Here is a 22,501-nt window from a genome sequence, read left to right on the forward strand (position 1 = left end):
AGAGGGGGGTCGAATGATGTCAACGGGACAGGTGGCTGCGCTGACGCGCCTTTGTCGTGGTTTTGACAATTTTCAGTCCGAATGAGCGGTTCGGAAATCAGCTTCCATCCGAAAGGTCTTTTCATGTTGCGCAATTCTAAACTCGCCCTGGTCCTTTGCCTCGGCCTTACTGCAGCGCCGTTCGCAGCGCTTGCCGAGGATGCCGTGGTGGCGAAGGTCGGTGACCTCGATATCCACCAGTCGGAACTCGATCTCGCCATCGCCAATCTGGATCCGCAACTTCAGCAGCTTCCAGAGGAGCAGAAAAAGGTCGCGGCTCTGTCCGGCGTCATTGATGTGAAGCTGCTTGCCGGCAATGCGACCGCCGAAGGCCTTGATCAAGATGAGGCATTCAAGAAGCGCATGCAGTACATCGCCGATCGCGAGTTGCATAACGCCTACTTCAAAAAGCATGTCGTTGATGCCGTGACCGATGACGAAGTTAAAGCGCGCTACGACAAGGAAGTCGCGGCCCTGCCACAGCAGGAGGAGGTTCATGCGCGCCACATTTTGGTAAAGACCGAGGATGAAGCCAAGGCAATCATCAAGGAACTCGACGAGGGCAAGGACTTCGTTGAACTCGCCAAGGAGCATTCTACCGATCCGAACAAGTCGGAAGGTGGCGATCTCGGCTATTTCGGCAAGGGCCGTATGGTTCCGGAATTTGAGGAAGCTGCCTTTGCCATGGAGCCTGGCACCTATTCCAAACTGCCTGTAAAAACGCAGTTTGGTTTTCACATCATCAAGGTCGAAGACAAACGCGTCGCGGCCCCGCCAGCCTACAAGGATGTCGAGCAGCAGATTCGTCAGCTGGTCATGCGTGACAAGTATCTCGAAGTGATCGCCAAGTCCAAGGCCGATGCCAAGGTTGAAATCATGGATGACGATCTTCGCAAGGGCTATGAAGACGTCAGCAAGCAGCCTTAACAGACTCTATGATTACCGGACCCGCTTTTGCGGGTCCTTTCAAATCAGGCAAAATAAATGTCCGAATCCATTTCCCCACTCGCTCCTAAAACCTATCCCGATATGCCTGCGATCCGTGGCGTTGCCATGTCGACCGCCGCGGCCGGGATCAAATACAAGAACCGCACAGACGTGTTGCTGATGGCATTTGATCGCCCAGCCGCGGTTGCCGGTGTTTTTACAAAATCCAAATGCCCTTCCGCACCGGTTGATTTTTGTCGCGCCAATCTCGACGGGGGCGTTGCCCGTGGGCTTGTGGTCAATTCGGGCAATGCCAATGCCTTTACCGGCAAAAAAGGCAAGCAATCGACCGAGCTTACCGCGAAGTCTGCAGCGCAAGCGCTCCAATGTGCGGAGAGCGAGATATTCCTCGCTTCTACCGGTGTGATTGGCGAACCGCTCGATGCCACAAAATTTGCAGGTGTTCTGGGCGACATGGCCAGTGGTGCAAAGGGCGACGTCTGGCTCGAAGCTGCCAAGGCGATCATGACAACGGATACATACCCGAAAGTGTCGACGCAGAGTGCCTCCATCGGTGGAGTTCCGGTCACCATCAACGGTATTGCCAAGGGCGCCGGAATGATCGCGCCCGATATGGCAACCATGCTTTCCTTCGTTGTGACGGATGCCAATATCGCGGCAGAGGCGCTGCAGGTGCTACTGTCGGAAGCAGTTGGTTCGACCTTCAATGCGATTACGGTTGATAGCGATACGTCGACCTCCGACACGTTGATGCTGTTTGCGACCGGGGCTGCCTCCGACGATGGCCAAGCGCTTGTCGAGACGGCCGACGATCCGGCGCTTTCATCCTTCAAGACGGCTCTTGGTCTCCTGCTCAAGGATCTGGCCCTTCAGGTGGTCAGAGATGGTGAAGGTGCACGAAAGATGCTGGAAATCACCGTCACCGGTGCTGAGAGCGATCTCGCTGCCAAGACGATCGCGCTTTCGATTGCAAATTCACCTCTGGTGAAGACAGCTGTCGCTGGTGAAGATGCTAATTGGGGCCGTGTGGTGATGGCAGTCGGCAAGGCCGGCGAATTGGCTGATCGCGACAAGCTGGCAATCTGGTTTGGAGATGTTCGTGTAGCCGTCGATGGAGAACGCGATCCGGATTATTCGGAAGCTGCAGCTTCGGCTGTGATGAAACAGGAAGACATTCCGCTCAAGGTCGATCTCGGCCTTGGTGACGGTCGGGCCATTGTCTGGACCTGCGACTTGACCAAGGAATATGTCGCCATCAATGGTGACTATCGAAGCTGATGATCATGAATGAAAGCAATGGGAATAATGTGAGCCTGCCTTTGGTACGACGGCTTGAGGCGGTCGGCTTTCGGGCGTGGCCGGCGGCATCCGTGCAATATGACGGAAGTTGGCAGGTACGGCTGACGGGGGGGCATTCGTCAAAACGTCTGAATTGCATTGTTGCTCTTGATCCGTCCGATGGCCGGGATATCGCGATCCGTCTCGAAAAGGCGTCGCGAAAGTTCGTGTCCTATGGCAGGCCATTGGTTGTTCGCGAGACGCCACTCACGCCGCCAGCTATGATCGCTGAAATGCGGTCGAGCGGATGGGAGCGGTTCGAAACGGTGATCGTCAAGACCTGCGATCTTGCGGCACTTGACCTTCCCGAGACCATGGATCACCTGCCAAACCACGATATTGGCCGTTTTGTCGATGCGAGCCTTACCCTTTCGGGTGAAGGCTCGTCGTTCAAGCCGGGATTGGCCGAAGTGTTGAGTGCCATCAAGCCGCCGCTCGGTCTGTTCACGATCGAACGTCCGCAAGAGGGTCCTCTTGCTGCAGCACTTTGTGTTCAAGACAATGACCTTGCAGGCATCATGGCTCTCATGGTTTCTGCGGCTCGCCGTGGCGAGGGGATCGGTACCGAAATTCTATCCGCGGCCTTGCGTTGGGCGAGAGTGCGTGGCGCGCGCATGGCCTGGCTTCAAGTTGAGGAAAATAACACCGCAGCCGAGGCTCTCTACAAGAAACTGCGTTTTGTTGAAGCCTATCGCTATCATTACTGGCGTGATGCGAGTGTCGCATGAGCGGAGCGGACAAGAAGATTTTACTCGTGGCGGCCTGCGCCTTGATCGATGCGGATGGGCGTATACTTCTGGCCCAGCGTCCCGAGGGCAAATCGCTCGCGGGGCTTTGGGAGTTTCCAGGCGGTAAGGTTGAGCCGGGCGAATCGCCAGAGGAGACCCTTATACGAGAGCTTGAGGAAGAACTCGGGATCATCACAAAAATTCCGTGTCTGGCCCCACTGACGTTTGCCAGTCATACCTACGAGACCTTTCACTTGCTGATGCCGCTTTATATCTGCCGCCGCTATGAGGGCATTCCTCAGGGACGGGAAGGACAGGCATTGAAGTGGGTGCGGTCTCAGGCGTTGCGCGATTATCCAATGCCTCCTGCTGATGAGCCCCTGATCCCCTTCCTACAGGACCTTTTGTAGCGCTTACGGATTTTCTGCCCATTTCTTAACAAGCCGTTTACCAGAATCAGGCAGGGTTTAGCCTGATTAATGCGTTTGTGCCTGTGAGGCTTGTATGGTGGATGAGGATTTCTGGGATGCTGTTCGGACACGCGAACGGCGCACGGCAAAATCCCACAAGACTGGTGTTTTGAATATTGCCCTTCTTTTCGGGATGGTTGTGATCGCGCTTTCGCTGATCGTGACGCCTATGCTGTCAGGCAATTCAGACAAGCGGCAGCTGGCATTTACGCCTGACGATTTTGACAACATCACCACTGGATCGATTGATCAATCGGGCCAGGGCAGGCGCTATACGATCCGTCGCAGCATCCTTCAGGAAATGCCCGGTTCTGTATGCATTATCTCGGGCGACGACAGCGGCGGTCGTTGCTGAGCGTCTTTGGGCAGGTTTAACCGGCGCTGCCGGCGAAAGGATTTGGATGCGTATGTTGAAGAATTTTGCGCAGGCTTGTTCTGGAGCAACATCGATTGAATATGCCATAATTGCCTCGCTCATTGCCGTGGCGATTATCTCTGGCGTTACTGCGCTTGCTGGAAGTGTGAACAACACATTCACGAAAGTCAGTGACACCGTCGTGGAGAACAGCGGAAACTGATATCAGTTTCACCGGATCGGTCGATCCTCACCCGGTCGTTTGCTTATCCACAGACAGAGCGTCCGCCAAGCGCATCTTTGCCGAGCCAGGCTTTAGAGGCTTTTGCTGGCTCTCATGCGGCGCCCATCCCGATACATAGACGAACGAAAACGTCGCGCGAATGCGTCCATCCGGATCAGAATGGCGCTCGGCATACAGTTCCGCCACGCGCTGCATGAACCGTTTCCCAACGGGTCTTCGCGATCGGCCGAGCAACGGATTGGCCATGCCCATGGCCTTCAGATCGCGCATCAGCGGTAATATCGAATCATAGCGAACGGTGTAGGTCTGAGCATCGACGACGGGGAGAGAAAAGCCCGCGCGCTGCAACAGCGCTCCCATGTCGCGAATGTCAGCGAAGGGAATGACGCGCGGACTGGCACCGCCGGAGAGTTCGACCTCAGCAGCCAGCATGACATCGCGAAGTTCGGATAGTGTGCCAGCGCCTGGAATTGCCGCCAATAAAAGGCCATCGGGCTTGAGCGCCAATCGCATCTGGAAGAGAACGCCTGGAATATCGTTCATCAGATGCAGGATCAGCGGCGACAGGATCAAATTGACATACTGCGGCTCCAGCGGCACTGTTTCGAACGAAGCTTCCGTCACCTTTTCGCCCGGGGATGCAAAGGCGGTATCGGTTTCCACGCGGATCATCGTGCCGATCTTGCCGGTCGCCATGCATTCGCGGGCAGTAATGCCGTTGCCGCCATGAAGTTCAGCTGCGACTTCGAAATGGCGCTCGACCAATTGCAGGCGCTCGGCCAGTTCCTGGGCTGCGATTTCGAGGAGGAAACCTGCGCTTGCGTCCTTTGCCTGGATCGCATTCAGGCGATTTGTGGCGACAAGATCGAGATCGAAGAGTTTTTCCATAATGACTTTCCACTAAACCTAGATGGCCAATGAGCCGGATGCGGCCTAAAGTCAAATCCATGCAGACACCGCCAACGAGATCGATAGGGCCGATTTTTGGCACGAACATGGTTCGTGTGGCAAAAATCCTGCGTGATCTTGTCTATCCACCGACATGTGCAGGATGTCGTCGCAGCATAGCGTTGCACGGCGGACTTTGTGCCAATTGCTGGTCGTCGATCCCCTTTATCGAGAAACCCTTTTGCGACGTTCTTGGCTCGCCATTTTCCCATGATCCGGGTGCCGGCATCTTGTCGGCCGAGGCAATTGCCAATCCACCGGTCTTCGACCGGCTACGCTGCGTTGCACTCCATGATGGCATTGCCCGTGATCTTGTCCATCAGTTGAAGTACCAGGACCGCACCGATCTTGCACCGATCATGGCAAGGTGGATGCTGCGTGCCGCATCGACCGAGATTGAAGTATGCGATGCAATTGTCGCTGTTCCTTTGCATCGCAGTCGGCTGGTTCGCCGACGGTTCAACCAGTCAGCTGAACTTGCGCGACATCTCGCGCAGTTGTCCGGGAAACCATTTCTTGCTCACGCTCTGGTGCGGACCAAACGGACAAACCGACAGGTCGGGCTGACCGCGACGGCACGCAAGACCAATGTTCGCGGGGCATTCGCGATTGCAAAGGGCCATGAAGATCAGGTCTTCGGTCGGCGCCTGATCCTGGTAGACGATGTCTACACGACGGGTGCGACGGCGACCGCGGCAACACGGGCTTTGAAGCGGGCAGGCGCCGGCGACATCACCGTTTTGGCCTTTGCAATGGCCCTTGCCACGCCTATATGACCGGTTAAGTTAAACGTTTACAGCACAGCGCTGCTTCACGGAGACACATATGGCACAGGTCACTATCTACACGCGTCAAGCTTGCGGTTTTTGCGCACGCGCCAAATCTCTTCTGGAGGAGAAGGGCGTTGCCTATGACGAGCATGACGCCACGGGTAATGCCGAATTGCGCCAGGAGATGATCCAGAAGGCGAATGGTCGGTCCACTTTTCCGCAGATCTTCATCGGCGACAGCCATGTCGGCGGTTGCGATGATCTCTTTGCGCTTGAGCGGGCTGGAAAGCTCGATCCCATGCTCTCCAACTGAGGTATTCCCATGTCACTGAAAGTTGCTGCGATCCAGATGTGCTCCGGAACAGATCCGGAAAAGAACGCGCATGACATGGAGCGTCTGGTGCGCGAAGCGGCGGATCATGGCGCCCGCTATATCCAGACACCTGAGATGACCGGTGCAGTGCAAAAGAACCGCGCAGGCTTGATGGAGATCCTGCGGGACGAGGAAAGCGATCTCATCGTCCAAAAGGCGGCAGCGCTTGCAAAGGAACTGTCCGTTCATTTGCATATTGGTTCCACGGCAATCGCGCTTGCGGACGGAAAAATTGCGAACCGGGCTTTTCTGTTTGGCCCTGACGGGCGCAAGCTTGCGACCTATGACAAGATTCACATGTTCGACGTCGATCTAGATAATGGTGAAAGCTGGCGGGAAAGCTCTGTTTACAGACCGGGCACGTCGGCCAAATTGCTCGATTTACCATTTGCGCGTCTGGGATTCGCTATTTGTTACGATGTGCGCTTTCCGCACCTGTTTCGTGCGCAGGCTATGGCCGGTGCGCAAATCCTCACTGTTCCCGCTGCCTTTACCAAGCAGACGGGTGAGGCCCATTGGGAGGTTCTGCTGAGGGCACGCGCTATCGAGAACGGCACCTTTTTGATTGCTGCAGCCCAGGCGGGTCTGCATGAGGACGGACGCGAGACCTTCGGCCATTCGATGGTGATCGATCCCTGGGGCAAGGTTCTGGCGCATGCCGGCGGCGTAGGCGAATCTGTCGTTCTGGCCAAAATCGATCTCGCTGAAGTGAGTGCGGCGCGCGCCAAGATACCCAACCTCAAGAATGGTCGCGAGTTTTCGATCGACATCCTTCCGGAACTTGCCAAGGGAGGCATTACAGTTTGATCCGCTATTCGCTCGTTTGCGAGCAGGCGCACGGGTTTGAAGGCTGGTTCTCATCCAGCGCTGATTTCGACCAGCAGTGCGAGACGGGTTATCTCACCTGTCCCGTGTGCGGCTCCCCTGACATTACAAAGGAACTGATGGCACCATCTGTTGCGACGGGTCGCAAGAAGGACGCCAGCCACGCGCTTGCGGTCAATCAGGCGCAGCAGCAGGCCATGCAACAGCTGAAAGAGGCTGTGGCGACAATCAAGGCCAATAGCGAGGATGTCGGAACGCGCTTTCCTGAAGAGGCTCGCAAAATTCACTACGGCGAGGCCGATGCACGCGGCATTATCGGCCAGGCGTCGGTCAACGAGGTCAAGTCGCTTCTGGATGAAGGGATTGCGATCTCGCCTCTGCCAGCTTTGCCCGACGATGCAAACTGATGTCGGGCGCCTTTCATCTGGCAATCTATAATTTTGGCATACACGTTGCGCCTTATGGTGACCCGGCTGTTGAGGGGTTTGTAAAGCGGGAGCCTTTCAATTTTGAAGCGGCCCGCCGTGCCGCGGGTTATGTCGGGCGCTCTGGCTATGACGGCGAGCCCGGCCCGGAGAGTTGGGGCGAACAGGTTTTTCCGCGCTTTCTCAACGGTAGCGGTTACGAAGCAGGCCCTTCGTCGCTGTCCCTTTGGCAGGATATCGAGTGCTTGATGGCGTTTTCCTATTCCGGTGTGCATTCGGAAGCGTTGAAAAATGCCCGCAACTGGAATGTGAAACAGAAATGGCCGTCACTCGTGCTGTTCTGGATTGTCGCTGGTGAGAAGCTAGAATGGAGTGACGCGGTCAGGCGGTTCGAACAACTTGCCGATTACGGCGCTTCGCCATCCGCTTTCACCTTCAAACAGGCTTATGACCCTGAAGGCAGGCCCTACGAAGTTGACAGAGAACGGGTGAAGATACTTGCTGCTGCAAATGTCGAAGGGCAGCTGGAGCTGCTGGAGGCGGTTCGCAGATTGCCTGCCTAGCGGAGCGCTAACCTCTGAAACCATCGTCGTCGAGATAGGCCTGTTCTTCGGCCGTTGTGTCGCGCCCGAGTGCGGCGTTGCGATGCGGAAAACGACCGAATTTCTTGATGATATCATAATGGGTCACCGCCCATTTGAGCGCTTCTTCATCGCCCGTCTTTTCGCGATGAGCAACGAACAGGCGAAGCGAATATTCCTGGTCAGCCATATCTTCGGAATGTTCAAAGGGCAGGTAAAAAAATGGGCGGAGCTCTGGCTCCACTTTCCTGTCAAAAGCGTTAGCCAGCGCGCGTCGGGCAATGGCCCGGGCCAGACCATCAACGGCGTAGGAATGGGCGCTACCGCGATAGAGATTGCGGGGGAACTGGTCGACCAGCAGGAGAAGTGCCAGGGCACCTTCGGGTGATGTCTCCCAATCGGCTAGCTCTCGCTTGGAGGCCTTGATGTGCAGGCCGGCGTAGTTGTCTGCAATTTCACGATCCAGCGCTTCACTGCCCGAAAACCACGCTTCTGGTCCGTGCCGAAGCCAGAAATCAATAATGTCTTTTGGAGTGGTCACGTCTGCGTCTCCCTGGTCTCTTGTTGCCGCTCAGGCCGGACGATGGGTCAACATCATGTAGTTCACATCCGTGTCAGGCGACAAATTCCATTGGTTGGCCAGTGGATTGAAAAATACGCCGATTTTTTCGGACACTTCCATGCCGCTTTCTCGCAATGGGGCTTCCAATTCGTCGGGGCGCACGAGCTTCTCGTATTGATGTGTTCCGCGGGGCAGCCAGCGCAACACATATTCCGCGCCGACGATAGCAAGGGCTGCGGCCTTGAAGGTGCGATTGATGGTGGAGATCAGCATCAGGCCGCCCGGGCGGACCATGGAGGCACAGGTCGAAATGAAAAACGGAACATCGGAGACGTGCTCGACGACTTCCATATTGAGTACGATGTCGAAGGTTTCGCCCGCTTCGGCTAGGCTCTCGGCTGTCACTGCGCGATAATCCACTTCAACGCCGGACTGTGTCGAGTGCGTCTTGGCAATGCCGATATTCTTTTCAGACGCGTCGGCGCCCAGCACATCAGCGCCCATTCGTGCGACGGGCTCGGATAGCAAGCCTCCACCGCAGCCAATATCCAATACGCGCAGTCCCGACAGAGGCTGATGTGCGAGAGGATCACGGGTGAAATGCTCCGACGCTTTGTTGCGAATATATTCCAGCCGGACCGGATTGATCTTATGCAGCGGTTTGAACTTGCCAGTCGGATCCCACCACTCCGCAGACATTGCGGAAAAACGGTCGACTTCGCTCTGGTCTATCGTGGTGCGCGCCTGCTCGGTCATTGGGCGTCTCCCTAAATTCGTGTCTCCACCAAGTCGGATGGAATGATGCCAAAGTCAAGGAACTAGGACGTCATCTGCACAATGACAATGAACCTCCATGTCGCACGGGTGATCGGGAAGGACTTCGGGTCAATTGCCTCTTCCCTGCTCTCGTAAAGGCAAACGACACAGCCATGGGAACAAGCGGCGATCCAGGCGCGTTCAGGTGGGGTTCACGAAAGGACGCATAAGACGTTCTCACGAGGAACATGCTCAAGGAGTCCCATATATGAATAAGCTGACCATCATAGCCGCAACATTTGCGATGAGCGCGCTGGCGCCGGCTATCGCTCAGGCCGCGCAAGGCTTTGCGACCGCAAACGTTAATCTGCGTGCTGGACCGAGCACTCAATATCCGGCCGTCACCGTAATTCCTGAGGGTGCCCGTCTCGATATCGGTGGCTGCATGCGCAGTGCCAACTGGTGCGATGTCAACTATCGCGGTATTCGCGGCTGGGTTTCGGCAAGCTATCTGCAGGCTTCCTATCGCCAGCATCGTGTTCATGTCGGTCCCCAATATTATTCGCCGCTCGGTATCCCCAATGTGACCTTCTCGGTGGGCTCTTACTGGGATCGAAACTATCGTGGTCGCGACTTTTATCGCGAACGCAATGACTGGGATAATAACGGCAATCGCCATCACCGCCGAGACGCCCGTCCGGAACGTCGCGATGATGCGCGCCCCGATCCGCGCGACGTTCGCAGAGAGCCGTCACGTGACGACCGCAAAGAAGTGCGGCGCGATGATCACAGAAACTGGAAGAGAGATGGTGAGAGAAGGGGTGAGCGCTTTATATGCCCTCCGGGTATGGACGACTGCACACCGCCTCAGCGGTAATGCTTCGGGGGACGCTTTTTGGGCGTCCCCTTTTTTATTCGAGACAGTCGGCGAGTTGCAGATCAAGGAACTCTGCACAGGCAATCACGCGGCCATTGAACTTGTGCCGGTATTTGGCTATGAGACCGCAACCTCTTGGTCCGGTCCTGCCGGATGATTGTTGTCTTGCGGCGCCATTCGGCGCCGAATATCTGTATCGGTAAGGCCCATGGCTCGCATCGTCATGAAATTCGGCGGAACTTCCGTCGCCACTCTTGAACGCATCCACAATGTCGCGCGCCACGTTAAGCGCGAAGTTGACGCCGGCCACGAGGTCGCTGTTGTCGTGTCCGCCATGTCTGGCAAGACGAATGAGCTCGTGGAGTGGGTGCAGACCATGCCAAAGGTGGCAGGTGCAGCGTCACCCTTTTACGATGCGCGCGAATATGATGCCGTTGTTGCTTCTGGTGAACAGGTGACTGCCGGTCTTCTATCCATCGCGCTTCAGTCCATGGGCGTGAATGCGCGGTCGTGGCAGGGCTGGCAGATCGCGGTGAAGACCGACAACGCCCACGGCGCTGCGCGTATTCAAGAAATCGATGGTGCGGATATCATTCGCCGGATGGGTGAGGGACAGGTGGCTGTCGTCGCAGGGTTCCAGGGCATCGGACCTGACAACCGGATCGCGACACTCGGTCGCGGCGGATCGGATACTTCTGCCGTGGCAATTGCTGCTGCCGTCAAGGCTGACCGCTGCGACATCTATACCGACGTGGATGGTGTCTACACCACCGACCCGCGTATTGTGCCAAAGGCGCGGCGCCTGAAGAAGGTTGCCTTTGAGGAGATGCTGGAAATGGCATCGCTCGGCGCCAAGGTGCTGCAGGTGCGCTCGGTCGAGCTTGCCATGGTCCACAAAGTTCGCACCTTTGTGCGCTCCAGTTTTGAAGATCCCGATGCGCCGGGCATGGGAGACCTTGTAAACCCGCCCGGAACATTGATTTGCGATGAGGAAGAAATCGTGGAACAGGAAGTAGTTACCGGTATCGCCTATGCCAAGGATGAAGCGCAGATCTCGCTACGTCGTCTTTCCGACCGTCCCGGCGTCTCTGCTGCGATCTTCGGACCATTGGCAGAAGCGCATATCAATGTGGATATGATTGTCCAGAACATCTCCGAAGACGGTTCCAAGACCGATATGACCTTTACCGTGCCTTCGGGCGATGTCGACAAGGCGATGCAGGTTCTCGGTGAGAACAAGGATACGATCGGTTACGATGTCGCTCAGACCGAATCGGGCCTTGCCAAAGTGTCGGTCATCGGCATCGGCATGCGCAGTCATGCCGGCGTTGCGGCCTCGGCCTTCAAGGCGCTTGCCGAAAAGGCGATCAACATCAAGGCGATTACAACGTCGGAAATCAAGATTTCCATTCTCATCGACGGTCCATACGCAGAACTAGCTGTCCGGACTTTGCATTCCTGCTACGGTCTCGATAAGAGTTGAGGCGAGGGGTGACTATTCACCCAACTGATTGAAGCCGGGGTGGCCATCCCAACCGCCCCGCTTCTGATATTCGGGGAGCGGGCGAGATGAGAGACCTGTCTGCGGGTCCACGCGTACTGCTCAAGCGGCTGCGCGAACTTATGGCGGAGCCGCTGGAGCCTCAGGAGCGGTTGGACCGCATTGTGAGCCAGATCGCGAGCAATATGGTGGCGGAAGTGTGTTCCGTTTACGTATTGCGGTCCGACGGTGTTCTCGAGCTTTATGCGACAGAAGGTCTCAACAAGGACTCGGTCCACCTTGCCCAACTGAAAATGGGGCAGGGGCTTGTTGGTACGATTGCCGCCTCCGCGCAGCCTTTAAGCCTTTCCGATGCTCAGGCCCATCCTGCTTTCCGCTATCTGCCGGAGACGGGTGAAGAGATCTACCATTCCTTCCTCGGCGTTCCTATTTTGCGCGCAGGTCGCAGTTTGGGCGTTCTCGTCGTCCAGAACAAAGCGCAGCGCAATTACCGGGAAGACGAGCTTGAAGCTCTGGAAACGACAGCCATGGTCATGGCCGAGATGATCGCGACGGGCGAACTGAAGAAGATCACCCGACCGGGCCTGGAGCTCGATCTGACGCGCCCCGTCACGATCGAAGGCGACAGCTATTCTGAAGGGATCGGTCTTGGATATGTGGTTCTCCACGAGCCGCGGATCGTGGTGACCAATCTTCTCAACGAAGATACCGACACCGAACTTCGGCGCCTCGCTGAAGCGATCGGCTCCCTGCGCTTGTCCATCGACGACATGCTCTCGAGGCGAGAGGTGTCGATGGAGGGCGAGCATCGTGAAGTTCTCGAAACCTACCGTATGTTTGCCCATGATCAGGGCTGGGTGCGGCGCATGGAAGAGGCTATCCGCAACGGTCTGACTGCGGAAGCCGCGGTTGAAAAGGTTCAGAGCGACACCAAGGCGCGGATGATCCGGCTGACGGACCCTTATCTGCGCGAGCGCATGCATGATTTTGACGATCTGGCAAACCGACTTCTGCGCCAGTTGACCGGATTTTCGCCGCATAGCGCAGAGCACGGCTTTCCAACGGATGCGATTATTTTTGCGCGGGCCATGGGTGCGGCAGAGTTGCTGGATTATCCGCGCGAGAATATTCGCGGCCTTGTGCTGGAAGACGGAGCCGTTACCAGCCATGTCGTGATTGTCGCCCGGGCCATGGGTATCGCTGTCGTCGGCCAAGCAACGGGTGCGGTTGCGCTCGCTGAGAATGGCGATGCCGTCATCATCGATGGTGACGATGCCGCGGTGCATATCCGTCCGGTGCCGGATCTTCAGAAAGCCTATGAAGAAAAGGTCAAATTGCGTGCCCGGCGGCAGGAACAGTTCCGCGCATTGCGCGATGTCGAGCCTGTAACGCTGGATGGCGAGGCGATCCATCTGCACATGAACGCCGGCCTGATGGTCGATCTTCCTCAGCTAGAGGAATCCGGCGCTGAAGGCATTGGGCTTTTCCGTACCGAGTTGCAGTTCATGATTGCCTCGACTATGCCGAAGGGGGAGGAGCAAGAGGCGTTTTATCGCAATGTTCTCAGGCAGTCGGGTGGGCGCCCCGTTACGTTCCGCACACTTGATATTGGTGGGGACAAGGTTCTTTCCTATTTCCGTGGGCACGATGAGGAAAACCCGGCTCTTGGCTGGCGGGCTATCCGCCTGTCGCTCGATCGTCCCGGCCTTTTGCGCATCCAGTTGAGAGCGTTGCTGAAGGCTGCTTCAGGTGGTGAGCTTCGGATGATGCTGCCCATGGTGACGCAGGTTGACGAGATCCGGGCTGCTCGGGAACTCATGCAAAAAGAAGTGCAGCACATCTCCAAATTTGGTCACCAACTGCCGAAGAAATTGCAGTTTGGTGCCATGCTCGAAGTGCCGGCCTTGCTGTGGCAACTCGACGAGTTGATGCAGGAAGTGGATTTTGTGTCGGTGGGATCGAATGATCTGTTCCAGTTCACCATGGCGGTTGATCGTGGAAATGCACGCGTTGCCGACCGGTTCGATGTCTTGAGTCGACCCTTTCTGAAAATACTGCGTGATATTGCGAGGGCAGGACAGCGGAACAATACGCCAGTCACCCTGTGCGGGGAGATGGCGGGCAAGCCACTCGGTGCCATGGCATTGATCGGTCTCGGCTACCGCTCTGTCTCCATGTCACCGACGGCTATCGGGCCGATCAAGGCCATGCTTCTCGGTCTTGACGCTGGTAAATTACGAGCGCTGATGGATGCAACGCTGGACGATCCGAAAGCACCGACGTCGATGCGCGAAACGCTGAAGAATTTCGCTGCAACACATAATATTTCCGTCTGATCGCAGACTTATCCGGAGATCGAGCTTGGCAACGCTTCCCGTTGAAAAAATGCGCGAACTTGAGCGCCGTTTCGCAGAGATAGAAGCGCGCATGTCTGCCGGTCCTGCGGCTGATGTCTATGTGAAGCTGGCATCTGAATATTCCGAGCTGCAGCCGGTGGTGAAATCCATTCGCGAGTTTGAAAAGGCCACTGCGGAACTTGCCGATCTCGAGGCGTTGATGGCCGACAAGGCGACGGACCGCGAGATGCGGGATCTGGCAGAACTCGAGCTGCCTGAAGTGGAGGCGCGCATAGAGGCGCTGGAGCACGAGCTGCAGATCTTGCTGCTGCCGAAGGATGCCGCCGATGAAAAGAGCGCAATCCTGGAAATTCGTGCTGGTACCGGCGGCTCGGAGGCAGCCCTTTTTGCTGGCGATCTCTATAGAATGTACGAGCGCTTTGCGTCTACGCATGGCTGGAAGGTTGAAACGCTTTCGGCGAGCGAAGGCGAGGCAGGTGGCTTCAAGGAAATCATCGCCACGGTTTCAGGCCGAGGCGTTTTTTCGAAGATGAAATTCGAGTCCGGGGTTCACCGGGTGCAACGGGTTCCGGAAACCGAGGCGAGTGGGCGTATCCACACATCCGCTGCGACAGTGGCCGTGCTGCCTGAAGCCGAGGATATCGACATTGAAATCAAGCCCGATGATATTCGCATTGATACGATGCGTGCATCAGGCGCGGGCGGGCAGCACGTCAATACGACGGACTCTGCGGTGCGTATTACCCATCTACCGACAGGCCTCATCGTAACAAGCTCGGAAAAGTCACAGCACCAAAACCGCGCAAAGGCGATGCAGGTGCTGCGCTCGCGACTACTGGATATCCAGCGTCAGAAGGCGGATAGTGAGAGGTCTGCAGATCGTAAAAGCCAAGTTGGTTCCGGCGACCGTTCCGAGCGTATCCGCACCTATAATTTTCCGCAGGGACGCGTGACCGATCACCGGATCAATCTCACGCTATACAAGCTGGATAAAGTCATGGAAGGGGAAATCGACGAATTGGTCGATGCTCTGATCTCGGACTATCAGGCGGGCCAGTTGGCTCAACTAGGCGAACAATATTGACCAGCGGCACTGTTTCCGTTTCGCAGATGATGGCTATAGCGCGTCTGGCTTTCGAGCAGGGCGATATTGCTGATGCGGCGGCAGATGCGCGAATACTGATTGGCGGCTTGCTGAACCTGTCAACGACTGAACTCCTGACCCGGTCTGACAGGGTGTTGGAAGACGGTGAAATAATGCTTGTCGAGGCAGCCATTCAACGCCGCCTGCAACGTGAGCCTGTCCATCGCATCCTTGGTCGCCGCGAATTCTTCGGGATAGACCTTGAGCTATCGCCAGCGACGCTTGAACCCCGTCCCGATACGGAGATCTTGGTCGACCGCGTATTGCCTCACCTGCGTCAGATTGTCGCGAAAAAGGGTTCAGCAAGAATTCTGGATCTGGGAACAGGCACCGGCGCCATTGGTCTGTCGCTGCTGCATGAATGCCCTCAAGCGGAAGCTGTGTTGTGCGATATTTCCTCGGACGCGTTGATCGTTGCGCAACGCAATGCGGAGCGCAACGAGGTGGCCGCACGTGTTCACACTGTCAAGAGTGACTGGTATCAGCAGGTCTCTGGGCAATTCGACATCATAGTGTCAAACCCGCCTTATATAGTCCGCAATGTTATCAGCTCCCTTGCCCCGGAAGTTATTGGTTTTGATCCTATTTTGGCATTGGATGGTGGGGTGGACGGTCTTGATGCCTACAGGACAATCGCGGCTGGCGCTGCGTCGTATTTGCTGGAAGGCGGTATGGTGGCTGTTGAGATCGGTTACGACCAAAGGGAGAGTGTTTGTCTCATCTTTACGTCTTGCGGGTATGTGCTGCACGAAGCTGCGCGAGACTATGGTGGGAATGATCGCGTGCTTGTCTTTGCACGCGATGCTGCGGTATAAAATTGCTGCGCTTGCACAAGAATGTAGCCGAATTTGAAGAAAAGGCTTGGATTTCAGGTAGAAGCGTAATAGCTTGCGGGCACGCATCGGGCAGCGGGGATGAACAATAGATTCGTTCGGGTCTGGCTCGGCTTCTATCTTGGTCTTCATTAATGAAGCGACTGTGAAGCGAACAGCTCCTGTTGCGTGATCAGTTAATTCGGCTTTTACCAGCGGCAGAATGAAGCAGTGGCGCACTTTGCCCGTGGCACGCGAAAAACTTGGTCCGGTATGGCCGGTCCAAAAGCGTAGCCCTTATATCATCAATCAAGAGAATTCAGGTGAGCATTCGATGAGGCCAGGACAGCAAAACAAGCGTGGTCGGGGACGTGGTAGCAACAATAACGGCGGCGGCGGTGGCGGCGGTGGTAACTTCAACCGCAAGGGCGCCAACCCGTTGACACGGACCTATGACAGCTCGGGTCCTGACGTTAAAATTCGCGGTACCGCTCAGCATATCGCCGAAAAATACTCGAACCTGGCGCGCGATGCTCAGAGTTCGGGTGACCGCGTGATTGCTGAAAATTACCTTCAGCATGCGGAGCATTACAATCGCATCATTGCGGCCGCGCAGGCGCAGTTGCAGGAACGTGCCCAGCGCGATGATCGCAACGATAACTCTGAACGCGACATGTCCGATAGCGACGATAACGATAGTTCAGACGATCAGCCAACGCCGGTCCGTGCAGCACCGCAACCCGAGATCGCTGGCAGCGGTCCGCAGCCGGTTATCGAGCCCAAACGTTCGGAGCAACCTGCTGAAGAGCAGCAACCAGCGCAGGCTGATGGTGCAGACGTTCCAGAAAAGCCGCGTCGTCGCAGTGCATCGCGACCTCGTCGTCAGCCGCGCCGCACCAGTGGCGCAGCCGATGAGACCGGTGCGAAATCGGAAGGTGGCTCTGAGCAACCCGTTCTCGCGGATTCGGAATAGCCTATTCAAACAGGTCGACGATAAAGGGCTTCTGCGGTTTCGCAGGAGCCTTTTTGCGTTTGGATCGGCGGTTAGAGCATTGGCCTTTGCCAAGTTTGGAGTGCGGCATATTGGGGGGCTCAGACGAAGCGATACGATTGTCGTTTTTCGGCTGATTTGCTCTTTAAAGGACAAAAATCACACCCCATATCCTGGTCACAAGGCGGGGTGCCGTTCTCAGAAATCGACGCTTCCGACCAAGGGCCTGCCTAGCAAAGGGGGCCAATCCTTAACTTCCGTTCTGTGCCGATACGGGCAGTGCGGATATTGGAGACATGAATATGAATATCGAAAAATATTCCGAACGGGTTCGTGGCTTTCTGCAGTCGGCCCAGACGAATGCCCTTTCCGAAGGGCACCAGCAGTTCACGCCCGAACATGTGCTGAAGGTCTTGCTTGACGACGAACAGGGCATGGCTGCCTCGCTGATCGCGCGGGCCGGCGGTGATGCAAAGGAAGCGCGTATCGCCAATGACGCCGCGCTCGCCAAACTGCCGAAGGTATCCGGCGGCAATGGACAGGTGTATCTGGCACAGCCTCTCGCCAAGGTTTTTTCGACCGCTGAAGAGTCTGCCAAGAAGGCCGGCGACAGCTTCGTGACTGTCGAGCGTTTGCTTGTTGCGCTGGCGATCGAAACCTCGGCATCGACGTCCGCTTCTTTGAAAAAGGCAGGCGTCACAGCGCAGGCTCTGAACCAGGTCATCAATGATGTTCGCAAGGGGCGCACTGCCGATTCCGCAAGTGCCGAAGAGGGTTTTGACGCTCTGAAGAAATATGCGCGTGATTTGACGGAAGAAGCCCGCGACGGAAGGCTCGACCCTGTGATTGGTCGCGATGATGAAATCCGCCGCACGATCCAGGTTCTGTCACGTCGCACGAAGAACAATCCGGTCCTGATTGGAGAGCCAGGCGTCGGCAAAACCGCGATTGCGGAAGGTCTTGCGCTTCGGATTGTCGATGGCGATGTGCCGGAAAGTCTGAAAGACAAGCAGCTTATGGCGCTCGATATGGGCTCGCTGATTGCCGGCGCCAAATATCGCGGCGAATTCGAAGAGCGTCTGAAGGCAGTGCTGAACGAAATTCAGTCCGAAAATGGTAATGTCATCCTGTTTATCGACGAGATGCATACGCTTGTCGGCGCGGGCAAGGCAGACGGTGCCATGGATGCGTCCAACCTGTTGAAGCCTGCTTTGGCGCGCGGCGAATTGCATTGCGTTGGTGCAACCACGCTTGACGAATACCGCAAGCATGTCGAGAAAGATCCGGCTTTGGCGCGTCGTTTCCAGCCCGTGATGGTCAATGAGCCGACGGTTGAAGATACGATCTCTATCCTGCGCGGCTTGAAGGAAAAATACGAGCAGCACCACAAGGTACGGATTTCCGATAGTGCGCTTGTTGCGGCTGCGACGCTTTCCAACCGCTATATCACGGACCGATTTTTGCCGGACAAGGCTATCGACCTCATGGACGAGGCGGCATCTCGCTTGCGCATGCAGGTCGATTCCAAGCCTGAAGAGCTGGACGAACTGGATCGACGCATCATCCAGCTTAAAATCGAGCGCGAGGCGCTGAAGAAAGAAACGGATGCCGCATCGGCAGACCGGCTGTTGAAGCTGGAAACCGAATTGACCTCGCTTGAAGAGGAAGCCGATGCTCTGACTGCGCGCTGGCAGGCCGAAAAGCAGAAACTCGGTCTGGCGGCCGACCTCAAGAAGAAGCTGGACGAGGCTCGCAACGAGTTGGCGACAGCCCAGCGTCATGGTCTTTTCCAGAGGGCGGGTGAGCTTACCTATGGCGTGATCCCGGATCTTGAAAAGGAACTGGCTGCCGCGGAAGCAAACGATAGTTCGGCCGATGACAATATGGTCCAGGAAGTCGTTACGCCCGATGGCATTGCACATATCGTGTCACGCTGGACGGGCATACCTGTCGACAAGATGCTGGAAGGCGAGCGCGACAAGCTTTTGCGGATGGAAGACGAATTGGCAAAATCCGTTGTTGGGCAAGGCGATGCGGTCCAGGCCGTTTCGCGTGCGGTCCGTCGTTCGCGTGCTGGCCTGCAAGATCCCAACAGGCCAATCGGCTCGTTCATCTTCCTCGGCCCAACCGGTGTCGGTAAAACCGAGCTCACCAAGTCCTTGGCGCGTTTCCTGTTCGATGACGATACGGCCATGGTTCGCATCGATATGTCGGAATATATGGAAAAACACTCCGTTGCCCGGCTGATCGGCGCACCTCCCGGCTATGTCGGATATGAGGAAGGCGGGGCGCTGACAGAAGCTGTGCGGCGTAAACCCTACCAGGTGATCCTGTTCGATGAGATCGAAAAGGCACATCCGGATGTGTTCAACGTTTTGCTTCAGGTTCTTGATGACGGGCATCTGACCGATGGTCAGGGGCGCACCGTGGATTTCAAGAATACGATGATCATCATGACCTCCAATCTTGGGGCAGAATATCTGACCAATCTGCCTGAGGGTCAGGATACCGACAACGTGCGAGAACAGGTGATGGATGTGGTGAAAGCCTCGTTCCGTCCCGAGTTCCTCAACCGCGTGGACGAGATCATTCTGTTCCATCGTCTGCAACGGACGGAAATGGGTGCGATTGTCGATATCCAGATGAAGCGGCTGCTTTCTCTGCTGGCTGAGCGCAAGATCGTCATTGCGCTGGGCGACGATGCCCGGGAATGGCTTGGCGACAAGGGATATGATCCTGTCTACGGAGCGCGCCCGCTGAAGCGGGTGATCCAGAAATACCTGCAGGATCCTTTGGCTGAGCAAATTCTTGGCGGAACGATTGCCGACGGTTCGACAGTGACCGTCACGGCCGGCTCGGACCGTTTGCTATTCTCAGTCAAACGGAATGTCGAAAATGCAGCGGAGCCGAGCGAAGACAAGGCCGCTTGAGGCATGTTCCAACTGATCAACAAAACGGCGGCTCCAGGGCCGCCGTTTTTTGTATGACAGATGTACATTGCTGCAACCGCGTCCGGCGGAGAAGCCAGCTATTTGGCGCTTGCAACGTCTGTCGACTTCCCAAGCAGGGTGTCGATGCGGCTGCGCTCGATTTCGAACTGTGCCAACGCGTCACCATTCAGTGATTTTCCGCCGGGCAGTCGCACCTTCATCGCATTCACCTTGGTGCCGTTGACGATGAGTTCGTAATGCAGATGTGCACCGGTAGATGAACCCGTCGACCCCACATAGCCGATGACCTGACCCTGAGTGATCTTCGCGCCGGGAACAATGCCTTTGGCGCGACCGCTCTGATGGTTATAGGAGGTTTCATATCCGTTGGCGTGACGAATGATGGTCTGGTTTCCATAGCCGGATGACCATCCTGCTTTCTCGACAACGCCGTTACCGGTGGCGATGATCGGCGTGCCGACTGGGGCTGCCCAATCGGTGCCGCTATGCATGCGCGAATATCCCAGGATCGGATGGCGGCGCATGCCAAAGCCGGAGCTCAGGCGACCGTTCGGAACCGGATTGCGCAGCAGAAACTGGCGGATGCTTTTGCCGTTCTCGTCATAGTAATCAACGCTGCCATCGTCCGGATTCTGGAAGCGATAGAATGTGGTGATCGTATCGCCGAAGCGGGCGCGAACATAAAGCAATTCTGAGTTCTCAGTCGCCTTGCCACTCTCGTCGGCGACCGAGAAGAAGGCTTCCAGCGAATCTGTCGGCTTGAGCTGCGCCTGAAAATCGACATTGGCTGCGAGCAGCTTGATAACAAGCGCCGTCATATCCGTTGTCATACCATAAGAGAGCGCCGCACGGTAGATGCCGTCATAGATGCGCGGAAGCTCGCGATTGGATACTATTGGCGCCTTCGTATCGTCGAAGGCGCTGTCGACCGCATCTATGCGCTGGGGCTCCTCACCTTGCACCATGCGGCCACGATCATTCGTTGCCATGGTCAAAATATGCTTGCCACCACGATAAATGCTCATGCGGACGATGCGCGCCATATCCTTCGTCTGCATCAGTCCCATCCGCAGAAGGTCGCCCTCCTCGAGATCGGCAGAGGCAAGCTGCTCTGACAGCAGCTTTTCCGCCTCTTGAGCCTGCGTATCGGGATAGCCCGCATTCTTTAGCGCCGCCGAGATCGTCTGAGGGCGGCGGATCGGTATCAGGTCGTCAGCATATTCCGGTTTACTGGCATCCTCTGCCTCCGGCATGGAGACTGTCAGATTTTCTTCGACGATGCGGGCACTGGGACCGACCGAGATATCCAGCGCGTTGTCGCTGCCGTCAAAACGGCGCGGGTCTATATAATAGAGTGCTGCAACCTGGGTGTTTCCATCGGTGAGAACCGAGCCGTTGGAGCGCACGTTCTCCTCGACTTCATCAAGGCTCATGCTGCCGGCAAAGGGGAATTTATTGTCTCGAACGGGGAAGGGGATTGTCTTTAGAGCAACTTCTGACTCCACATCGGAGTCATAAAGAGTGCCCGTGCGGGAGGCCACGGCACTGCTTTCATTGGCGGCAAAAATCGACAGCGGATCGAAGGGCGGATAATCTTCGGGCGCATTATATGCCGCAGCCAGGGCCATAGTCACATGGGAAAATGGCTGGCGGCGCACCACTTCGCGCTCGCCATCCTTAATGATGGTTGGCACTTCCAGGATGGCTTTGTCGGTCGGGCGTGCCGCAATTGCAGGAGAAAGCAAGCGTGCTCCGCGCGTCACGTCCGCTTCCGTGGCCGTGTCATCGCGGGTTATGGCAAAGGCTTCCGCTGGGATGGCCAGTTGCTGGCGCCCATCAAGAGCGGCAAACAAAGCCACGCCCATCAAGACGCAGGAGGTTATACCGGTGAGAAACGTGCCCGACAGCCAACGAAGGGAAATTTCCCGGCGGTCCGGCGCGCGGTGGCCATCCGCCAGGATCGGCATATCATTGCCGAGTGTCCCCAATATCGTGCGGTCTGTTGTCACCTGTTCTTTAGACTCCGCCTCGTAAACCGGTTCCAGCCGGGGATCGCTATGCGCAAATCGCTTCGGCATAATCGAAGCCATTTGCGCGCCTGTATAATGGCTGGCATTGCATTCGACTGCATATCGCTTTGCCCGCGCGCGCCCCTGTCTTACTGCATGAGCAAGGCAAGAGAGTCAATTTGACTGCTCGGCTACCTATACCCACGTCCGCTTATGGTCAGAACAATGTGAATTTCTGAGGGCAGATGCCCCGGCGTTAACGACATCTTCACAGCTGTTCCCGCGACGGGGGATCGATGGTTTCCAGCCGAATCGCAGAGGGCGCAATATAGGATATTATTCATGGACTTAGAAGTTTCTTTGCCGTTTTTCCCAAAGCAGTGTTGACTTGAGTTTAGAGTGGGACTAGAACCCGCCTCACCGAACGAGAGGGGGCGGCGCTTCTGGCGACGGACTGCTTTGTTTCGGTTAACTTCATTCGAGATTGGCTGCGATGC

General features: G+C 56.4%; 22 protein-coding genes. 18 read left to right on the forward strand and 4 right to left on the reverse strand.

What is annotated here, in order from left to right; genetic code table 11:
• The first annotated feature begins 123 nt into the window (after positions 1-123).
• From ACWPM9_RS03125 to ACWPM9_RS03150, 6 genes are all read left to right on the forward strand, one after another.
• Positions 124-966, forward strand: a complete 843-nt coding sequence (locus tag ACWPM9_RS03125) for a peptidylprolyl isomerase (protein WP_484756716.1) — start codon at positions 124-126, stop codon at positions 964-966.
• A gap of 57 nt (positions 967-1,023) precedes the next feature.
• The gene (argJ, locus tag ACWPM9_RS03130; RefSeq protein ID WP_484756717.1) at positions 1,024-2,265 is read left to right on the forward strand and encodes a bifunctional glutamate N-acetyltransferase/amino-acid acetyltransferase ArgJ; all 1,242 of its coding nucleotides are present in this window, start codon (positions 1,024-1,026) and stop codon (positions 2,263-2,265) included.
• Between the two features lie 5 nt (positions 2,266-2,270).
• A complete protein-coding gene (locus tag ACWPM9_RS03135; RefSeq protein ID WP_484757580.1) occupies positions 2,271-3,053 on the forward strand; it encodes a GNAT family N-acetyltransferase in 783 nt (260 codons plus the stop codon).
• Positions 3,050-3,463, forward strand: coding sequence for an 8-oxo-dGTP diphosphatase MutT (mutT, locus tag ACWPM9_RS03140; RefSeq protein WP_428188284.1), 414 nt, complete (start codon positions 3,050-3,052; stop codon positions 3,461-3,463). Before ACWPM9_RS03135 ends, mutT begins: the two co-directional genes overlap by 4 nt.
• Positions 3,464-3,557: 94 nt before the next feature.
• Positions 3,558-3,878 carry a hypothetical protein gene (locus tag ACWPM9_RS03145; RefSeq protein WP_428188285.1) on the forward strand — a complete coding sequence of 107 codons (321 nt, stop codon included), beginning with the start codon at positions 3,558-3,560 and terminating at the stop codon, positions 3,876-3,878.
• 46 nt (positions 3,879-3,924) lie between these two features.
• Positions 3,925-4,101 (forward strand): Flp family type IVb pilin, encoded by a 177-nt coding sequence (locus tag ACWPM9_RS03150; RefSeq protein WP_484756718.1) that lies wholly within the window; start codon positions 3,925-3,927, stop codon positions 4,099-4,101.
• Positions 4,102-4,128: 27 nt separating this feature from the next.
• On the opposite strand, the gene ACWPM9_RS03155 is transcribed toward ACWPM9_RS03150, so the two are convergent.
• Positions 4,129-5,010 carry a methyltransferase domain-containing protein gene (locus ACWPM9_RS03155; RefSeq protein ID WP_484756719.1) on the reverse strand — a complete coding sequence of 294 codons (882 nt, stop codon included), beginning with the start codon at positions 5,008-5,010 and terminating at the stop codon, positions 4,129-4,131.
• Between the two features lie 83 nt (positions 5,011-5,093).
• On the opposite strand from ACWPM9_RS03155, the gene ACWPM9_RS03160 reads away from it, so the two are divergent.
• The 5 genes from ACWPM9_RS03160 to ACWPM9_RS03180 are packed head-to-tail and all read left to right on the forward strand — an operon-like array spanning position 5,094 to position 8,026.
• Positions 5,094-5,846, forward strand: a complete 753-nt coding sequence (locus tag ACWPM9_RS03160) for a ComF family protein (RefSeq protein ID WP_484757581.1) — start codon at positions 5,094-5,096, stop codon at positions 5,844-5,846.
• Positions 5,847-5,895: 49 nt separating this feature from the next.
• The gene (grxC, locus tag ACWPM9_RS03165; RefSeq protein WP_428188288.1) at positions 5,896-6,153 is read left to right on the forward strand and encodes a glutaredoxin 3; all 258 of its coding nucleotides are present in this window, start codon (positions 5,896-5,898) and stop codon (positions 6,151-6,153) included.
• Positions 6,154-6,162: 9 nt separating this feature from the next.
• On the forward strand, positions 6,163-7,020 hold the full coding sequence (locus ACWPM9_RS03170; RefSeq protein WP_484756720.1) for a carbon-nitrogen hydrolase family protein: 858 nt from the start codon (positions 6,163-6,165) through the stop codon (positions 7,018-7,020).
• Positions 7,017-7,445, forward strand: coding sequence for a DUF1178 family protein (locus ACWPM9_RS03175; protein WP_484756721.1), 429 nt, complete (start codon positions 7,017-7,019; stop codon positions 7,443-7,445). Before ACWPM9_RS03170 ends, ACWPM9_RS03175 begins: the two co-directional genes overlap by 4 nt.
• On the forward strand, positions 7,445-8,026 hold the full coding sequence (locus ACWPM9_RS03180; RefSeq protein WP_484756722.1) for a DUF3291 domain-containing protein: 582 nt from the start codon (positions 7,445-7,447) through the stop codon (positions 8,024-8,026). The genes ACWPM9_RS03175 and ACWPM9_RS03180 overlap by 1 nt, the downstream gene beginning before the upstream one ends.
• Positions 8,027-8,033: 7 nt before the next feature.
• Here the strand turns inward: ACWPM9_RS03180 and ACWPM9_RS03185 are convergent, their stop codons facing one another.
• Positions 8,034-8,585, reverse strand: a complete 552-nt coding sequence (locus ACWPM9_RS03185) for a DUF924 family protein (RefSeq protein WP_484756723.1) — start codon at positions 8,583-8,585, stop codon at positions 8,034-8,036.
• A 30-nt stretch (positions 8,586-8,615) separates the two neighbouring features.
• On the reverse strand, positions 8,616-9,362 hold the full coding sequence (gene ubiG, locus ACWPM9_RS03190; RefSeq protein ID WP_428188293.1) for a bifunctional 2-polyprenyl-6-hydroxyphenol methylase/3-demethylubiquinol 3-O-methyltransferase UbiG: 747 nt from the start codon (positions 9,360-9,362) through the stop codon (positions 8,616-8,618).
• Positions 9,363-9,630: 268 nt separating this feature from the next.
• On the opposite strand from ubiG, the gene ACWPM9_RS03195 reads away from it, so the two are divergent.
• From ACWPM9_RS03195 to clpB, 7 genes are all read left to right on the forward strand, one after another.
• On the forward strand, positions 9,631-10,239 hold the full coding sequence (locus tag ACWPM9_RS03195) for an SH3 domain-containing protein (RefSeq protein WP_484756724.1): 609 nt from the start codon (positions 9,631-9,633) through the stop codon (positions 10,237-10,239).
• Between the two features lie 208 nt (positions 10,240-10,447).
• Positions 10,448-11,722 (forward strand): aspartate kinase, encoded by a 1,275-nt coding sequence (locus ACWPM9_RS03200; protein WP_428188295.1) that lies wholly within the window; start codon positions 10,448-10,450, stop codon positions 11,720-11,722.
• 86 nt (positions 11,723-11,808) lie between these two features.
• Positions 11,809-14,076, forward strand: a complete 2,268-nt coding sequence (gene ptsP, locus ACWPM9_RS03205) for a phosphoenolpyruvate--protein phosphotransferase (protein ID WP_484756725.1) — start codon at positions 11,809-11,811, stop codon at positions 14,074-14,076.
• A gap of 25 nt (positions 14,077-14,101) precedes the next feature.
• On the forward strand, positions 14,102-15,181 hold the full coding sequence (gene prfA, locus ACWPM9_RS03210) for a peptide chain release factor 1 (protein ID WP_484756726.1): 1,080 nt from the start codon (positions 14,102-14,104) through the stop codon (positions 15,179-15,181).
• Positions 15,178-16,056 (forward strand): peptide chain release factor N(5)-glutamine methyltransferase, encoded by an 879-nt coding sequence (gene prmC / locus ACWPM9_RS03215; RefSeq protein WP_484756727.1) that lies wholly within the window; start codon positions 15,178-15,180, stop codon positions 16,054-16,056. Before prfA ends, prmC begins: the two co-directional genes overlap by 4 nt.
• Positions 16,057-16,387: 331 nt before the next feature.
• Positions 16,388-17,026, forward strand: a complete 639-nt coding sequence (locus ACWPM9_RS03220; RefSeq protein WP_484756728.1) for a DUF4167 domain-containing protein — start codon at positions 16,388-16,390, stop codon at positions 17,024-17,026.
• A gap of 320 nt (positions 17,027-17,346) precedes the next feature.
• Complete coding sequence (gene clpB / locus ACWPM9_RS03225; protein WP_484756729.1) at positions 17,347-19,974, forward strand: ATP-dependent chaperone ClpB; 2,628 nt, start codon at positions 17,347-17,349, stop codon at positions 19,972-19,974.
• Between the two features lie 98 nt (positions 19,975-20,072).
• Here clpB and ACWPM9_RS03230 read toward each other — a convergent pair whose 3' ends face one another.
• Complete coding sequence (locus ACWPM9_RS03230) at positions 20,073-22,004, reverse strand: M23 family metallopeptidase (RefSeq protein ID WP_428188330.1); 1,932 nt, start codon at positions 22,002-22,004, stop codon at positions 20,073-20,075.
• Positions 22,005-22,501: the final 497 nt, after the last annotated feature.

The organism is Agrobacterium sp. H141 (assembly GCF_057158725.1).

Coding starts and splice junctions, on each gene's coding strand:
- ubiG (WP_428188293.1), bottom strand. CDS start 9,362: ATGACCGAGCAGGCGCGCACCACGATAGACCAGAGCGAAGTCGACCGT.
- ACWPM9_RS03125 (WP_484756716.1), top strand. CDS start 124: ATGTTGCGCAATTCTAAACTCGCCCTGGTCCTTTGCCTCGGCCTTACT.
- ptsP (WP_484756725.1), top strand. CDS start 11,809: ATGAGAGACCTGTCTGCGGGTCCACGCGTACTGCTCAAGCGGCTGCGC.
- ACWPM9_RS03155 (WP_484756719.1), bottom strand. CDS start 5,010: ATGGAAAAACTCTTCGATCTCGATCTTGTCGCCACAAATCGCCTGAAT.
- ACWPM9_RS03200 (WP_428188295.1), top strand. CDS start 10,448: ATGGCTCGCATCGTCATGAAATTCGGCGGAACTTCCGTCGCCACTCTT.
- ACWPM9_RS03150 (WP_484756718.1), top strand. CDS start 3,925: ATGCGTATGTTGAAGAATTTTGCGCAGGCTTGTTCTGGAGCAACATCG.
- grxC (WP_428188288.1), top strand. CDS start 5,896: ATGGCACAGGTCACTATCTACACGCGTCAAGCTTGCGGTTTTTGCGCA.
- ACWPM9_RS03195 (WP_484756724.1), top strand. CDS start 9,631: ATGAATAAGCTGACCATCATAGCCGCAACATTTGCGATGAGCGCGCTG.
- ACWPM9_RS03135 (WP_484757580.1), top strand. CDS start 2,271: ATGAATGAAAGCAATGGGAATAATGTGAGCCTGCCTTTGGTACGACGG.
- ACWPM9_RS03220 (WP_484756728.1), top strand. CDS start 16,388: ATGAGGCCAGGACAGCAAAACAAGCGTGGTCGGGGACGTGGTAGCAAC.
- ACWPM9_RS03145 (WP_428188285.1), top strand. CDS start 3,558: ATGGTGGATGAGGATTTCTGGGATGCTGTTCGGACACGCGAACGGCGC.
- ACWPM9_RS03180 (WP_484756722.1), top strand. CDS start 7,445: ATGTCGGGCGCCTTTCATCTGGCAATCTATAATTTTGGCATACACGTT.
- mutT (WP_428188284.1), top strand. CDS start 3,050: ATGAGCGGAGCGGACAAGAAGATTTTACTCGTGGCGGCCTGCGCCTTG.
- ACWPM9_RS03170 (WP_484756720.1), top strand. CDS start 6,163: ATGTCACTGAAAGTTGCTGCGATCCAGATGTGCTCCGGAACAGATCCG.
- clpB (WP_484756729.1), top strand. CDS start 17,347: ATGAATATCGAAAAATATTCCGAACGGGTTCGTGGCTTTCTGCAGTCG.
- argJ (WP_484756717.1), top strand. CDS start 1,024: ATGTCCGAATCCATTTCCCCACTCGCTCCTAAAACCTATCCCGATATG.